General features: G+C 68.6%; 14 protein-coding genes. 7 read left to right on the forward strand and 7 right to left on the reverse strand.

Features of this window, described 5'->3' with window-relative positions:
• Positions 1-42: 42 nt before the first annotated feature.
• Both ACIPJI_RS34805 and ACIPJI_RS34810 read left to right on the forward strand, forming a co-directional pair.
• Complete coding sequence (locus tag ACIPJI_RS34805; RefSeq protein ID WP_402250902.1) at positions 43-666, forward strand: hypothetical protein; 624 nt, start codon at positions 43-45, stop codon at positions 664-666.
• A 25-nt stretch (positions 667-691) separates the two neighbouring features.
• Positions 692-919: a hypothetical protein gene (locus ACIPJI_RS34810; RefSeq protein WP_402250904.1), complete on the forward strand. Its 228-nt coding sequence runs from the start codon at positions 692-694 to the stop codon at positions 917-919.
• 376 nt (positions 920-1,295) lie between these two features.
• On the opposite strand, the gene ACIPJI_RS34815 is transcribed toward ACIPJI_RS34810, so the two are convergent.
• Positions 1,296-3,746 (reverse strand): Helicase associated domain protein, encoded by a 2,451-nt coding sequence (locus ACIPJI_RS34815; RefSeq protein WP_402250906.1) that lies wholly within the window; start codon positions 3,744-3,746, stop codon positions 1,296-1,298.
• An 859-nt stretch (positions 3,747-4,605) separates the two neighbouring features.
• On the opposite strand from ACIPJI_RS34815, the gene ACIPJI_RS34820 reads away from it, so the two are divergent.
• Positions 4,606-4,824 carry a hypothetical protein gene (locus ACIPJI_RS34820; protein ID WP_402250908.1) on the forward strand — a complete coding sequence of 73 codons (219 nt, stop codon included), beginning with the start codon at positions 4,606-4,608 and terminating at the stop codon, positions 4,822-4,824.
• 371 nt (positions 4,825-5,195) lie between these two features.
• Positions 5,196-6,557, forward strand: a complete 1,362-nt coding sequence (locus ACIPJI_RS34825) for a helix-turn-helix domain-containing protein (RefSeq protein ID WP_402250910.1) — start codon at positions 5,196-5,198, stop codon at positions 6,555-6,557.
• Positions 6,558-7,940: 1,383 nt separating this feature from the next.
• On the opposite strand, the gene ACIPJI_RS34830 is transcribed toward ACIPJI_RS34825, so the two are convergent.
• The 4 genes from ACIPJI_RS34830 to ACIPJI_RS34845 all read right to left on the reverse strand — a co-directional run bounded on the left by ACIPJI_RS34830 (position 7,941) and on the right by ACIPJI_RS34845 (position 9,340).
• Positions 7,941-8,129, reverse strand: a complete 189-nt coding sequence (locus tag ACIPJI_RS34830) for a hypothetical protein (protein WP_402250913.1) — start codon at positions 8,127-8,129, stop codon at positions 7,941-7,943.
• A gap of 64 nt (positions 8,130-8,193) precedes the next feature.
• On the reverse strand, positions 8,194-8,877 hold the full coding sequence (locus ACIPJI_RS34835; RefSeq protein ID WP_402250914.1) for an HNH endonuclease family protein: 684 nt from the start codon (positions 8,875-8,877) through the stop codon (positions 8,194-8,196).
• A 121-nt stretch (positions 8,878-8,998) separates the two neighbouring features.
• On the reverse strand, positions 8,999-9,121 hold the full coding sequence (locus ACIPJI_RS34840; RefSeq protein WP_402250916.1) for a hypothetical protein: 123 nt from the start codon (positions 9,119-9,121) through the stop codon (positions 8,999-9,001).
• An 84-nt stretch (positions 9,122-9,205) separates the two neighbouring features.
• Complete coding sequence (locus ACIPJI_RS34845) at positions 9,206-9,340, reverse strand: hypothetical protein (protein WP_402250917.1); 135 nt, start codon at positions 9,338-9,340, stop codon at positions 9,206-9,208.
• 356 nt (positions 9,341-9,696) lie between these two features.
• Between ACIPJI_RS34845 and ACIPJI_RS34850 the strand changes: the two genes are divergently transcribed.
• Both ACIPJI_RS34850 and ACIPJI_RS34855 read left to right on the forward strand, forming a co-directional pair.
• On the forward strand, positions 9,697-10,545 hold the full coding sequence (locus ACIPJI_RS34850; protein ID WP_402250919.1) for a hypothetical protein: 849 nt from the start codon (positions 9,697-9,699) through the stop codon (positions 10,543-10,545).
• Positions 10,538-11,344: a DUF6099 family protein gene (locus ACIPJI_RS34855; RefSeq protein ID WP_402250921.1), complete on the forward strand. Its 807-nt coding sequence runs from the start codon at positions 10,538-10,540 to the stop codon at positions 11,342-11,344. Before ACIPJI_RS34850 ends, ACIPJI_RS34855 begins: the two co-directional genes overlap by 8 nt.
• A 933-nt stretch (positions 11,345-12,277) precedes the next feature.
• Here ACIPJI_RS34855 and ACIPJI_RS34860 read toward each other — a convergent pair.
• On the reverse strand, positions 12,278-12,892 hold the full coding sequence (locus tag ACIPJI_RS34860; RefSeq protein ID WP_402250923.1) for a hypothetical protein: 615 nt from the start codon (positions 12,890-12,892) through the stop codon (positions 12,278-12,280).
• 140 nt (positions 12,893-13,032) lie between these two features.
• Here ACIPJI_RS34860 and tcmP point away from each other — a divergent pair, with 140 nt between their 5' ends.
• Positions 13,033-14,220: a three-Cys-motif partner protein TcmP gene (gene tcmP / locus ACIPJI_RS34865; protein ID WP_402250925.1), complete on the forward strand. Its 1,188-nt coding sequence runs from the start codon at positions 13,033-13,035 to the stop codon at positions 14,218-14,220.
• A 171-nt stretch (positions 14,221-14,391) separates the two neighbouring features.
• On the opposite strand, the gene ACIPJI_RS34870 is transcribed toward tcmP, so the two are convergent.
• Complete coding sequence (locus ACIPJI_RS34870) at positions 14,392-15,138, reverse strand: DUF5131 family protein (RefSeq protein WP_402250929.1); 747 nt, start codon at positions 15,136-15,138, stop codon at positions 14,392-14,394.
• Between the last annotated feature and the right edge of the window lie 90 nt (positions 15,139-15,228).

Consider the following 15,228-nt stretch of genomic DNA (forward strand, 5'->3'; position numbering starts at 1 on the left):
TGGCAGCGTCCGGCCCGCACCATCCGCTGCACCCAGCCACGGATGCTGCGCTGCACAACCCCTGGCGTCTATTTCGAGGCCACGTTCACAATCGAATGGCGCCCCGCTCTGCGGACACGGCTCAACCTTGAAGATCTCGTACTCAGCCAGACCGTGTCGCGCGCCGGCGAGGTCGCGCAGCGATTCGAGGCTGTCGAGGTGCGCACCGCTCAGGACACCATCAACGCGGAGCTCGGCACCCCGCACCACACACGCGCCGCTGGGTACCGGTGCCTGGCCGCTCATGTGGACCTGGCACTGTCAGCAGCCGCGCGTGAGCACATGGCGCAGCAGCGGGCGGACGAAGCACGAGTGCGACGCCTGCGGTTCCTGCGAACCCACCTGTACGAGCATCCTGATCTGTTCGTCCTTGACCGGATCGAACAGCAAGCCGGATTTCTTGATCCCCGGCAGGTGGCGGACTGGCAGCGTCTGGCCCGGTCGATCGCCGCGTCCGGCCAGTGGTGGCAGCCAGTGCTCGAGCAGTGGGAGATGGTCGGCCAGGGCTTCAACGATATCGAGCTGCAGAACCGGGCCATGCTCGCGCTTCACGATGCGCTCAGGAGGCTGAACGGCGAAGCCCCACCAGATCGTTCTCCATCTGCGAGGAACGGACTGTCCCCGTGAAGGGCGATGTGGAAGGGCCAGCGGCGTGAGACTGACTCTGTGGCGGCTCCTGCTCAGCCCTCTCACCTGCTGCCGTGCGCGTCACCTGCAGCAGAAGGCGGGCAGCGGTCTGTCGTTCGACGCGGCTTGGCGCCAGGCACGCATGCTCACAGCGCCGGATGAGATGGTCTACCGGCTGCACGGCCACCAGTTCCCCCTCGATGGGGAGGACGGCACCACTCGATCGGAGACGAACACGCACCACCTACCGTGAGCACAGCCCTGGGGGGTCCTCTCCCATCAGCTGAACCAGGTGCTCTCCAGAGGCATGGGCGACTCGGTTCGGCTACAGGCAGCGCTAGTGCACGGCTGGGCGGGTCCCGGAAGCCCTGCGGTGTCACGGGCGCAGCCGGTGCCGGCCCCGAGCCGCCTCGCCTCCATCTACAACTGACGGTGGCGACCGGGCACTCAAGAGCCGGCTTCATCAGCACACGGAGAGCGAGGATTCCTTGCCAAGAGCCCGGCCGTGGCAGAGCTGAACGACACCGTCTCCGTCCAGCCGTCGTAGCGCTGTCCCGTTCAAGAACAGGACACCCTGCGAACGCCACTCAGCCAGGACTTGCTTTTACGTAATCCGGCATCGCGGCCGGTCAGGCGAAGGCGGGGACGGGGTCCTCGGCGGTCCAGTCGCCGTCGAAGAGGGCGGCGACGAGGCGCTCGTGCTCGGCGTCGAGCCGGCCGGCGCGGTGCTTGGTGCGCATCTTGGCGAACCAGGGGCCGATCTTGACGGTGTCGCCGTCGACGGTGATCGTCTCGCGGGCCGTGGGCGCGCGGCGTTCGCGGTGCAGGAAGAGTTCGAGGAGCTGGACGGTCTGCGCGAAGGTGCGCCGGGCTGTGGGGCAGGGGGTGAGGTCGGTGGTGGCAGGGGTGAGGTCGAGGGCTTCGAGAAGCGTGCGTTGGCCAGCCTCGAGGGTGGTCCAGCGGGTGAGCTGGCGGGTGGTCCAGCTGCCGAGGTTGACGCTGCCGACGCTTGTGTCGTGGGTGAGGCGGCGGCCGGTCTGAAGGTGACGGCGCAGGAGGTGGTATTTGCGGTGCCAGTCCGGGCCGTAGGGCAGGCGCCAGCAGGGGTCGATGTTCTCTAGGTCGGCGGCCCGGGCTTCGTCGAGGCGGTGGTGGGCGGCGAGAGAGCGCTGCTCGGCGAGCCATGCGCCGACGGGGGTGGTGGCGGGTGCGGCAAGGTGGCCGTGCACCTGGTGGTAGTCGGCCACGGTGCTGAGGCGGGCGCGCCAGGCGGCCTGGTGTTTGTCCCAGATCATGCCGAGCGTGTCGAGTTCGGCGGTCCACTCCGGCTCGAGGCGGCCGGCGGTGTGCGCGTCGCGCATCGAAGTGATGAAGCGGCCCAGTTCGAAGCCGACGGGATCGACGTGGTGGGCGGGGACGTCGAGGTGTCCGTAGGTGTCGTGGAACGCCTGGGCGGAGGCGAGGCCGTCGCGGCGGGTGCGTGAGAGGGGGCCGCGGGGGTTGAACGCGATCAGGTCCATGGCGCGGGCGATGCGTTCGGGGTGGAGGGTGAAGTCGAAGTGCCAGCGTTTCATCACCAGCGCGCTGGTCTCCCGGGGCAGGCGGTTGGCCTTGCTCGGCAGGCGTTCCAAGATGCGGTGGTCGTGGCTGGCCAGGGCGGTGGTGATGGCCCAGACGGGCTCGTAGGCGGTTCCGAGGATGTTCTCGGGGTCGGCGCCGGGCGGGAGGTAGACGGGGACGAGCAGGGAGGCGGTCTTGCCGGAGACGTCGAGGCGCAGGGCGCGGCCCAGGGCCTGGACGCAGCGGACGATGCTGCGGGTGGGGTCGGCGAAGACGACCGCGTCGACGCTGGGGATGTCGACGCCCTCGGCGATCACCTTGGCGTTCGTCAGGATCGCGCAGCGGGCCGCGGCGAACCCCGTGAAGGCGTCAGCGCGTTCGGCGGGGGTGTGCTCGCCGTGGACGAAGAACAGCTGCGGGTTGGTGTCCGGGCACAGGTGGGGGGCGGTGCGTTGGAGCAGGCGCACGGTGTGGCCGAGTTCGCGGGTGAAGCGCGTGGCGTCCTCGACCAGGTGGAAGTACACCAACACCCGCTTCAAGCCGTGCTGGGCCATGGCCTTGAGGACGGCCAGGTGCAGCGCGGTCGCGCGCAACGCTCCCTTCCCCACCCCGCCGCTGTCGCCGCCGCTGTCGTCGTGGGGGGTGGTGCCGGGGGCGGTGAGGTTGAGCAGGGCGCGCAGGTCGGCGTCGCTGACCGTGGGGACCACGATCCGGTAGTCCGCCGCCCGGCCGTCGGCGATCGCTGTCGCGAGAGGGTAATCGTGGACGAGCTTGCCGTAGACGGCCTCATTGTCCATCGAGTTGGCGGACCCCTCGGCCGTCTCGCCGGCGGTGCGGTAGCCGCGCGGGCGGACCAGGCTGGCGGACTCCGAGATTTCGGGGGCGGCGAAGTTGCGCGGGGTGGCGGTCATGTAGAGGCGACGGTCCGCGCGGATGGCCGCGGCGTCGTTGACGATCGCCCATTTCTTGTCCGCCCGGCCGGCGATCCGGTGCGCCTCGTCCATCACCGCCAGGTCGAACGCCGGGACTTGACGGCCGGTGTGCTGGGCATCGCGAATCTTGTCCAGGGAGTCGTAGGTGCACACCACGGTCAAGAACGGGATCTGACCCGGCCCCTCCCCCACTACCGACAGCAGGGCGGCGAGGGCGGCGGGGCTGCTGGTTGAGCCGACCTGCGCGGCCGCAAGCTGGTCGTGGCCGGCGGTGTCCATCGACGAGACGATGATCATGTGACGGGTGTAGCCGTCCGCTCGCCACGCCAGCGCGGTCTGGGCCGCCAGGTCCAGCGTCGGCACGACCACCAGCGTCAACCGTGCGCCGAGCGCGAGCCCGACACGGATCGCGACCAGCGTCTTGCCCGTCCCCGTTGCCGACACATACAGCCCTCGGGAACCCACGCGTCGCAGATGCCGCACCGCACTGTCCCGCCCCTGGACCTGATCGGGAAACAAAGACCGAACGGGCTCATGGGACACAACGGCATCGACGGTGGCGGTACTCACCGGCCCATCATCACCCACCTGCAACAGCCCTACGGCCGAACCCGGCAGGCAGTCACCAGGGCCGCGCCGAACAGGAGGCGAGCTCGGCTCACAGGGAGGTTGCGAGCCACAGAGCGGCGGCCGATCGGTGGAAGGCGGCGTTCGAGGCTCTTGCAGGTGAGGGTGGCGGTGGGACGGATCGGCGCGGAGCGGCACGCGACGCCAGCTCCTTGTGCGCGGGGTTCCGCCGTGCGCGAGTCGTGCTCAGGGCGCGCGCGGGGCCACCGCGACAGATCGGTGGACAAGGTCACGCCTTGGTCGCCGGGGTGGGCTCCTGGGCGGTGAGGAGGTCGGCGGGTGGGCGGACGGCGAGGCGGGCGGTCGGTTGTGCAGCTCGCCGGGCCCGGCTGGGCGGCGATGCCGTGTGCGCACATGTGACCTGCAATTTCACGCTGCGGCGTGTGTTACCTCGCGCCAAATGACTATGTGGCCGCCATTTCTGACTCTAGAGCTTCGATCTGTGTCAACTTCGTTAGCTCCTGGGATCATTCTCGCCGCCCTCTGGCGAGAAATGACAGAAAAGTTTCACCGGCGAGAACAGGCCGTGGCTGACACGCGGAGCTACGGAAGTTAGGAAGTTTTCCGTTGTGATCGAAACGAAAGTCATCCGTCCTGGGGTTACCCGAGATATGACCCCTAGTGCGGCAAATGGGTGACTCGCCTCTCGCACTGTGTGTCGGTAGCGTCACCCTCAGGTGCGTGCGGGACCTCGCACTGCGTCTACCAAACTCTGTCCGAAGTCCCGCACGCGTACGGCAACACACGAAGGAGTGAGTGCCCCATGGGGCGATCTACCCGCCGGCGCCGCCGTGCCAAACAGCCATCTGGCCACTTCGCTGTGAGTGAGCGTAACGGCCGTAACGAAAACTTTCGTTACGTGAACCGGTTTGGCACGCGCGTAATCGGCGCGTTCATCGGCACATTGTTCATCGGGTACGTGCTGATTTTCCGGCCGCCCGTCCAAGTGACGGTCTCCCCGGAGGCTGTCTACGCCCTTGGCGCTGTGCTGTCCGGCGCCGCGTTCAAGATCTTCCGTCTCCGCCGCCACCGGCACTGACACCCACAGGGCGGTGGGGGCACAAACCATCAATCCCCCACCGCCCGCTCCGGGCGGTCTGCGCCCGACGACAGCCGGGACCAGACCGCCCGAGCCCGCGGCGTGTGACGAAACCCGGGGAAATTCGGCTGTAGCAACGCCGCCCAACCCCCTCTGAACCCTTTTCGTTACGGGATGGAAGAACCTTGAGCGACACATGCGAGAACTGCGGCTCCCCTCTCACCGGAGGACCAGGCAAGGGACGGCCACGGAAGTACTGCGGCGACCCCTGCCGCCAGGCCGCTCACAGGCGCCGCCTGAACGGTTTCGCCACAGCCCGGCCCACCACGCCGCACCCCCCTCCGTCGGCGCCCACGGCAGAACCGCGGCCCGTGCCCCGGCCCGCCCCGGTACCCCGGACGCCCGCACACGGCCCCTCCGTCGGAGACGAACTCCTCATCGAGATCGCCAGGGACATCCAGGACAGCGCACGCGACTTCGCACGGCTTCTGCCGTCCCTTGACGGAGAAGAACCCCTGCGGCGAATCGCCCAGCTGCACGAGCAGCTCGACGGCCTGACGGCGGCCGCCGTCGGACGGGCCCGCTACCGGCGCGTCACCTGGGCCGCCATCAGCTCGATCCTGCGCATCAGCGACGACACCGCACGCCACCGCTACACCGAGCGGTACATCCTGCGCCAGCTCACCCGCTTCAACCGCTCCGAAGCGACACTCACCTCTCTCGCCGGCACCTTCAGCAGCACGGTCCCGCCGACAGCCAACCCCCCGGACGACCCCGCCGCCGCCGACGACGGCGGCGGCGGCGGCGCAGCAGACGGGGCCTGTGATCCCGGCAGTCAACGCGGTGAGGGACCCGATCAGGTCGCCCCCGTCGAACCATCGGGAGCGGCGTACAACCGCCTCGCACCGATCCTTTCCATGCTGATCCGCACCTCCCAGCTCACCAACAAGGAGGTGAGCGGCAGGATCGGGTGCTCTTCCTCCTACCTGTCGCGGATCCTGTCCGGCGAGCGGGTGCCCACCTGGGAGCTGACACGGAAGTTCGCCCAGGTGTGCGGGGCCGACCCCGAAGTCCTGCGAACCGTCTGGGAGTCCGAGAAGCTCAGCCAGAAGAGCCGCAAAGTGGCCCCGGAGCCGGACGACGCCCCCATGACCGCCGCCGAACGGCTCCGCATCGCCCTGCAGACCCTGCACCTGCGCGCGGGACGTCCCGCACCCCACGACATAGCGGTCGCAAGCCGCTGGGTGCTGAGCACCAATGCCGTCGCCTCCGTCCTCGAAGCCACCGTCCTGCCGCACCACGACATCCTGCAGACGTTCGTAGGCCTCCTCGGCGGCGACGTCGCCCACTTCCGCCTGCTCCTGGACAACGCCCGCGCGGAAGCCCGCAAAGCAGCAGACCCTCAGCCCGCCCTCAGCCAGGAACCGCGCCCCTCAGCACTCTTCGCCCTCCCCGAACAGAGCAGCACCCTTCAGTCGGCCCCGCACCCCCACACCGCCCATCCCGCAGGCGCAGACGCCGTCATGAAGACGTTCAGCAAGGTCCTCACCGAGGACCAGACCGTCGAAGACGGCCGTGCCCGGCTCCTGCACAAGCACGCCGAACAACAGGTCACGCCCACCCGCCCGACAGACAGCGGCCGGCCCCGCTCTCTCACAGCCATCGCCGAAGCATTACGGAACCGGGCCCTGGCCCCATCCCCGCTCATCACTTCCCTACGGGCCGGATCATGACCACGGCCCAGCCTCGCTATCGGGTCCCTCACCACGCACGCGGAAGCAGGAGGCGTCCCAGCTCCGTCACCCTCGCGCGGTCACCGACAGGCGCGGCCACAGCCGTTTGATGCCGCGGGCGACCCGCTGGCCGGAACGCCGGTGAAGGGGCCGGGTGGCAGGCTGGAGTGGAGCCTGCTCTGCATCGAGAACTCGATAGCGGGTGACGGACGGCAGGTCGTAGGCCGCAGGCGAGCGCACCGGTCAGAACGGGTCCGGTCCGCGCAGCGCGCAGTTGGCCGCCGGGTCGGGCGCTTGCGTAGCCGGCAGCGGCGGCGGTTTCGGCCGGCACATGATCCGCCACCTCACCAGCCACCTGGCCCTCACACGCAGCCCCGGCATGGTCAAAACCATCCACGTCCAACTCCCGGCCGCGAGCGGGAGAGCCATCAGCACCGGGACGGGGTCCCTCGGTTTCTCAGGAGTGCACTCGGCGAAACCGCTGGCAGCACAATGCCGCACGCGCGGCCTAGCGTTCGGCGGCGCGTGCGCAGGCGGACCATGAGGCCGCCTGCCAGCCCGGCCGCCTCCTCGGTGCTGCGTTCGCGCTCGAGTTCGCGGCGCGCGTGCTCGCCGCCCTGCTCCGGCTGGTAGCCGCACCGATCGGTCATTCCGGCAGTCACGGGCGCAATGCGGAGCGACGGAAGACCGGCAGAGCTCCGGTGAAAGCACCGCAGACAAGCCAGAGCCCCCGCGGCGGAACGTGACGGCCACTACGGGGGCTCTCGCTCAGCAACCCCAAAGAGGCGCTTGGAGTTAACGCAGCCACCGTCCCACTGCCCCTCGCACCGCCGACCCGCCGACACGGCGCACGTCACCTGGACGGACCGGTACACAGGTACACACGTACCCAAGTGGCCGCTTCGACCAAGGACCGAGGGCAGCGGTACACAGGTCACGACCCCGTGCGGCGCGGGCTGGGTCTTCCTGGGCAACCGTAGGGTGCAGGACCCACAGACCCAGATCATCGGGCAAGCCATCGCGCTACTGGCACGGGAGCGAGCCGGTATCGCTGGGCCCACCTCCTGGGCATGGCGGACAAGCTCGCGGGCGTCCGTCCCGGCGGCGGCGCCACCGGCGAAGCGCCGTGAACACGGGCGGATGCCGCCAGGGGCTATGAGAGCCAGGCAACTACAGCGGCCCGCCCCCACCGTCGCTGCTTCCCCGCCCGAACATCACGAACACCCGCCCCAAATGGTGCAGGCTCCGTGTGAACGCCGCGGCGAGGGTGGCTGCGAGAACGAACGTTGCGAGGGGAATGAACAGGAGCCCCGCGCCCTTCGCGGTGCTCCTGACGCTGGGGCTCACTGCCTTCCGCAGATAGTTCGGACATCCCGCCTCACGTTAGGTGCTCGAGCCGCGGTGGCAGTAGTGCCAGTGAGGGTCGTGCGGGGCGAGTCCGAACGGCTCGCGTACGTACACGGCGCCGTTCCAGCACTGCCAGTAGGGCGGCCGGCCGTCGTCGTCAGCATCCACTGTCGCCGCTCCGCCGTCCAGCGGGCCGCCCTCGATCCCCAGCGTGTACGTCGTCACGGTTGATCAACGCCCTGGAGAGGCCCGGGTCACCGCCGCTGCACGACCTGGTGGTGCTGGAGCGCTACTGGGCCGGCTGGTGGTCGATGACGGTTTCCTCGCAGGGGCCGTCGGCGAAGATCTTGAGCGCATCGAGCTCGACCTTGTCGACGGCCAGGCCCCAGCGGAGCTTGGTGCCGATCCACTCGCCGATGTAGCGGCAGTACTGGTCGGACGCGGGCGGGAGCCAGTCGGCCGGGTCCTGGTCGGCCTTGGACCGGTTCGTCCGGGCCGTGACCGCGACCAAGGAAGTAGCGGCGCCCTGGTCGTTGGCGTACGCCTCGCGCTTGGCAGCGGTCCAGGCGGAGGCCCCGGAGTCCCAGGCCTCTGCGAGGGGGACCATGTGGTCGATGTCGAGCGCGCTCGCGGCGGTGACCGTCTGGCCGTCGTAGTAGGACAGCCATTTCCCGCCGGTGATCGAGCAGCCGGAGCCGACCGTCGGCGCCTCGATCGCCTCGGCGATGAGCACTTCCTGGCGGGTGTTGCAGCCGTCGGTGGAGTCGGTGCCGGCGTTCCAGTGCTTGAAGGTCGTGCGGGTGTAGCCGGTGCGGCTCTCGGCGGCGACGGCAGGGCGGACAAAGGCATCGGGCAACAGGACGGGAGCGGCGACGAGGGCCGGTGCGGGCGTGAAGATCGGGGTGGCGGCGAGGGCGAGCGGTAACAGGCCGCGCAGCAGTTTGCGGAACGGGGCGCGGAGCCGCGGCTCCATCGACCAGCGCACCGTAGGGCGTCGAGGCCTTCACCGGCGGCCGTCATGTAGGCGACGACCAGGCCCGCGCCGAACAGAGCGTTGCGGGCAGGCAGCGGCCGAAGGCGGATGACGGTGTGCATCAGGGCGGCCGCGCGCAGGCGTTGTCGACGACCGCACCAATCTGCGGCGTGTTCATGCGGTGCCCGCCGATCGCGGCGACCAGGCCGGAGAAGTCATGGAGGGACGGCTGCTTGGGCAGCAACTCCGCTCTATCGGGCGGTCGTCAAACACCAATCCGGCCCGGGCGTATGCGCCACCGATTGCTCCCCGGTTGGTCGCTGCCGTGTCAGCGGCCGATCGCTCTGTTCAGCACCGGCGCGCTGATCCCGGCGGCCGACAGACCGGCCAGGACCGCGGTAGCGATGTTGGCAGTGCCGACAAAGGTGAGGAATCCAGCGATCTCGCCGAAGAAGGCGGCCATGAGGAGGACGATGGCAGCGTGTGCCGTCAGCAGCGGCGGTTCCGGGTTGGCAGGTCCCTGCCGGGTGGGAGGGGGGACAGCGGCGGTCACGCGAACTCCTAGGTGGTGTAAGGGTTGTTGATGCCGCTCTTAGGTGCTTGAAGTGCAATAGCCCCACGGATTTTCTTGCCGCCCAAGCCTCCTAAAGAATCTTGGAAAAGTCCGTGGGGTACCTCGCGGGGAGTCACTTACAAGGGGTCGTCGCCGGTCGCGAAGCGCGGGAGCTTGCGAGTGGGCTGAGCGAGCGGGGACGGGGTCGGCCCCACGCATCCATGGCGGGCGGACGACGGCCCAGAGGACAGGGAAGGGGGAAGGGCATGCGAGGCGACCAGGCGGACGGGGAGTCCGCCGCCGCGCACGCCCGGGAGCTACAACCTTCCGTACCGTCCGTCGACGAGTGCGCGCTGGACGTGCCGGTGTCCGTGAGCTTCGCCGGCATGAGATCGAAGAAGGAACGGCGGGAGGCCCGGGAGCTCCAGGCTACTCTGGACCGTCGGATGGCCGACCAGCAGCTCCTGCAGCTGTTAGCCCGGAACGGCTTCAAAGGGCCGCGGTACGACATGTTCGCCAACGACCTCGCCCGGTACGGAATGTCCGTGCTGCGGGCCTGGATGTACTCCGGCTACATCTTCTCGTTGGTCTCCGAGCGTGGCTTCGGCCTCAATCCTCACGAACTCGACCTGGAAAGGCTGCGGACCGACAGTGACCTGCGCGGCGAGCTGGCGACCATGACCATCGCAAAGACACTGCCCCGTTTCCGGGAGCGAGCCTTCGTCCAGGGTGGCTGGACCGTTGAGGGAGGAGCCGGCATCACCACCTACTTCATGGGCGCCACCTTGTACGACTTTCCTAATGAATTCCGTGCCCACCGTGACGCCGAGGCCCGTCAGCGCAAGGCGCAGCGCCTGCCGTACCTCGATGAAGAGCTCACCGACGGAGTAGAACACGAAGTGGTGGGACGGCAGCACGTACTCGACGAGCTGCAGGGGGTCAAAGACCTGCGGACGCGCGCAATCGTTGCCCTCACGCTCGACGGTTACACCCAGGACGAGATCAGGGAACTCGTCGGTTCGGTGTCGGAGCGGGCCGTCGAGGGTGCGTTGCACCGATGGCGGAAGAAGGCGCAGGCAGAAGCCCTCAGGGAGAGGAGGGCAGGGCGTGACTGAGAACAGAGGGTTCCAGCAGCTGATGCGCCAGTCCTCACTCGGCTCCGGGGTAGCCCGTCGCATCCGGGGGCGCACGTCTGCCGAGGACACGACCACGGTGGCCCGTCTTGTGCATCTGCGCGCCTTGATTGCAGAACACGGGCCCAGCCGAGCGGGCATCGCCGCAGCCCGTGAGCTGGTGGACCTGCTCACGGAGCGCGGCTACCCGTGGCGGGACGAGATCCCCGACGAGCTGGTCCTGTACATGCTGCAGGCCTCAGAGCCGCCGACCCCAGCCGCACCGCAGTCGGCGGAGACAAAGGGCACCTCTCCTGCCAGTCCCCAGAACGAGCCGCACAGGCCCAAGGGTGCTGATGCACTGTCGCTCATCCGCGTCAGTCGTCATGCCTTGACGCAGTGCCGTACACCGCTGGAAACCATGGCAGAGGCCCTGGAGGCACTGGCTCTGGCGCACGCGATCGGGGACCGCCTTGCTGCGCACGGCCCAGAGGACCTCAGGATCGCGGCCCGCAGGCTCATGCGTGCCGACCGGCCGACCGACGGACAGCCACCTACCGAACCGGTGCGAGCAGCACGACTCACCGAGGTCTCCGATGTTGGCAAGTCCCTGAATGAGTTGGCAGGCCTGCTGGGCGAGGTAGGAATCGCGCTGGTCGGCGTCGCCTGTGAAACGGACTCCGAAGAGCTGTACTGGCAGTGCATCGAAGTGATCGACAGGGCCGACGAAGTGAACGATCGCGTTCGCGACGCTGTACGAAGCCTCAGTACCCCGAACCGGGCTGGGGTCACGGGGCAGTAGATCCCGTCTCAGCTCGGAGCGGTCCCGCCAGGAGCTGCCCGCAGCAGCTTCTCAGAAGGAAACGTCGAAGTAGTGCTGTGGGCCTGCGTCTGGGGAGAGTGCCCCCACCACGACCATGACGACTAGTATCAGGGACCGCTCGATCGCGGTGGCCCGGGGGTTCTCTGGCAGTTGATGCGCGCTGAAGCCGGTGGGCAGCCCGATGTGGGTGACAGTGACGCTGCTGCCGACTTGCCCGTGGTCGCCGGTGAGGCGGACAGGATCGTTCGTCAGCTGGCTCGCGCAGAGCAACGGCAGGACAACACTGGCCGACTCCGGAGCCGGAGGAGGGGCATCTCCTGCGCCGGTGCGCCCTATGCGGGTACGCGCGCCGCACCGGCGAGCCGGTGTAGCTGATGTCGATGAACAGTTGGCAGGTGTGACTGCGGCATCTGCGTTGGACGGACGATTCCCGGTCTGCCGAACCCGAATTCATCCGCCTGGTCCAGCTGCCGGAGTGCGCGCAGGCTCACCGTGACTGGCTGCGGCTCGAGCGGCGCTTCGGCTCAGCCGGTGAGGAACTCATCGCTGATGCTGTCCAGGTCACGATGGCGTGGTGGAGCCGCATGCCCGAGACACCGCGCCGGATGCAGCAAGCCCGGCGTGCGGGGCTGAGTGAGCGCACGGCGCGGGTCGTCCCCTTGGTGGTCTATCCCGAGGCAGTGGCTCTGGCGTCGGCCATGCTCCGCTTCGAGCAGGCAGGGCAGCGTGACGCCACAGGTAGGGCCCGCTGGCTAGCAGGCGTTCAACATCTGATGGATGCGTGGGACGTGACCTTCTCCGAGGGGCGGGATGCACTGTTGGCGTGGCTCGAACGACACAGCCGGGCAGCACCGTAAACGACGTCTACTCTCCCCCACACCTGACATCTGAAGCTCGCGCTGGGGCATAGCCCTAGAGGCCGTAGGCGCCGCCGAACGAGCGCCGCCTGTAGATGTCGCACGAGTAGTCGCGGCGCCAGGGCGCACCGGTCCCAGCGTCGCAGCGAATGCTGAGCCGGGCGGTGGCCCCGTCGTCCGGGGCGGAGTGTTCGAGCACGACATGGACGTCCTTGACGGCTCCTTGCGCCATCGGCCCCAGGTCCTGTTCGGCATCGGGCTCACCGATCCTACCCAGCGTGATGAGGAGCCCGGCGACACCGGTCCCACTCACGCTGATGCGCACGAACTCCAGTGCTGGCCCGTCCTCCTGCTTCAGCTTGAGCACGGCCACTCTTTGCTGCAGCGTTGGATTGTGCCTGCTCCGGTCGAAAGACAGGGAGAAGTTCGGCCCGCCGGCCTCGTGCCGCGCTGCCTCGTCGGCTTCGAGTTGCCGGCGCATCAGGGCGACCTGTTCTTCGGCTGCCCGCGCCTGCTCCTCCGCCGACCGTGCCTGGGCTTCTGCCGACCGTGCCTGCGCTTCCGCTGATCGGGCTGCCCTACTAGCGATGTGTGCCTGCCAGCCGGCATACCCGGCGCCGACCACACTGACGGCGACCGCCGCGCTCGCGGTGATCAGTTCCCCGTCCACGCGCCCTCCCCGTGGCGGCCCGCCCCTGCGGTCCGGTGAGAGGCAGCCTACCTGCGGGAAGGGCGGTCTTGCCTGGCCTTTCCACAGCGCTTCACCATCTGTAACGAGACGTGTACCGACATGACTGTGGGGTGGGGGCTATGTCGTCGGGAACAGGCGGGGACTACTGGGCGGACAAGGCGCTGCCGAGTGTGTTCAAGCATCAGCTGCTCAAGCGGTATCTGCCGCAGTTCGGCGGGATGACGGGCACGCAGTCGCGTGACAAGCGTGTGGTCTACCTCGATGGGTACGCAGGGGAGGGTCGGTACGAGAACGGAGAGCCGGCGTCGGCAGAGATCGCTCTGCGTGTCGCCTCCCACCACCGGGCCAAGCACGGTCTGAACCTGGAGTGCTTCTTCGCGGAGCAGCAGGCGAAGTCGTTCGCACGGTTACAGGAGGTCGTGCAGACGTACCGGGCAGGCGGCGTGCAGGCGCACGCGCATCACGGTGAGGTCGATGGCGTTCTCGATGACGTGGTCGAGCGTGCGGTGCGGGGGCCGTTATTCCTCTTCCTGGATCCATGCGGTTTGTGCCTGGCGCAGGATCGGCTCGTGGACGTGCTGGCGCGGCGCCGGCCGCAGAGGCGGCCGGCGACCGAGCTGTTGATGAACTTCAGCATGATGGCCGTGTGGCGGCTGGGCGGTCATGTCCGTTCTCCGAAGGGGAACGAGAAGTCGCTGCAGCGGTTCGACGAGGTGTGTGGGGGCACCTGGTGGCGCGAGTACTTCGCGGATGCGTCTGCCGCGCGCGGGAAGGACGGCGCGGCGGAGGACGCGATCGAGGCGGTGGCAGCCGAGTACGCCCGGCGCCTCGAGCGGCGTACGGGCATGTTCGTCCAGTCGGTGCCTGTGTCGCACTCGCCGCGTAAGCGGGCGGTCTACCGGCTGGTGTTTGCCACGCGCAGTCCGTATGGGCTTTGGGTGTTCGGTGACAGTGTCGCCCGCGCTCGGGACGAGTGGTGGCAGACGCTGGAACTGCGTGAGGAGAGCGACGACATGCTGTTCTCGCTCGCGTCGGTGATGCGTCCGGACCCGAAAGAGATCGAGAAGAAGGCCGTGCCGGAGATCGCAGCCAACCTGGAGGAGTTGCTGTTGCGCACCCGGCGTCCGGTCAAGCTGGTCGACCACACCCTGGAGATCTTCGGCCGCTACTACGGGCAGGTCACCGAGCCTGTGGTACGCCGAGCGGTGCAGCTTCTTCACGAGGAGGGCAAGACGCCAAGCAACGGTGTAGGGGTGCGCAGGATACGCGAGATCGTGGTTTACCCAGTCGGTCAGGCGGCGGCCTGAACGAGCTGCGGGCTGTTCCCCGCGGCTCTCGGTCGCGGGGAACAGCCCGGTGGTCAGGAAGCGGTGACGTAGCGGCCGTGGCTTTCCTGGCGACGGTACTGATCGGCCCGTTGGCAGGGGTGCCCCCGGCTTGCGCGGGGGCACCCCTGCTCTGCTTTTTGCAGCACCGGCTCACGCTGCTGTCGGCAACGGCATCTGGTCCCACGTACGGCCGTCGAGGGTGCGGCCGCCTGCCTTCGGCGTGCGGCCGCCCCATTGCTTGAAGAAGAAGGCGACGCCGGCGTCCTGGCAAGCGTCGCGGATCTCGGTGACCCAGGCCTCGTCCAGGGGACGGTGACGTGGGCCCGACTCGCCGCCGGCGATGACCCAATGGATGCCCTCCAGGTTCAGGCCGGTCAGCGGGCCGAGCAACGGTTCGCATGACAGGAACCGCACGGCCGCCGGGACGTCGCGCAGGTCGTCGACCCGCCCGAGCTCGTTCTCCGTTTCCACGGAGACGCCCATCCAGAGATTGGCGGGCCACTCGAGCTTCGGGGCGACCTGCCGCAGGCGCCGGGCCCGCTTGGTCAGGACCTGATAGGTGTGCTGCGGTGTGTCGGCCATGACCTGGAAGACCTGGCGGACGAAGTCGAGCGGCACGCGGGCATGGAACAGGTCGGACATGGAGTTCACGAACACCACCCGCGGGCTCTTCCAGCCATACGGCACATCCAGTGCGTCAGGGTGCAGCGTGACGTCGAAGCCCGGACCGGAGGTACGCGAGTCGCCGTCGTTCTGGTACTTCGCCGCGCCCATCGCCTTCAGCCGTCTCGCGAGCGTGAGGGCGTAGCAGTTGTCGCAGCCAGAGGAGACGCGGTCGCAGCCTGTGGTCGGGTTCCAGGTCGCCTCGGTCCATTCGATGGCGCTGCGGTCGCTCACCGGTCTCCTCCTGCTGCCATGCACGTGGTCACGCCGCCCGGGGCCGGCGTGTGCTGCCTAACGATGCCCACATCTCCAGGGCACCGGGGA

The sequence above is a fragment of the Streptomyces sp. NPDC086835 genome (assembly GCF_044745705.1).
Taxonomy (GTDB): domain Bacteria; phylum Actinomycetota; class Actinomycetes; order Streptomycetales; family Streptomycetaceae; genus Streptomyces.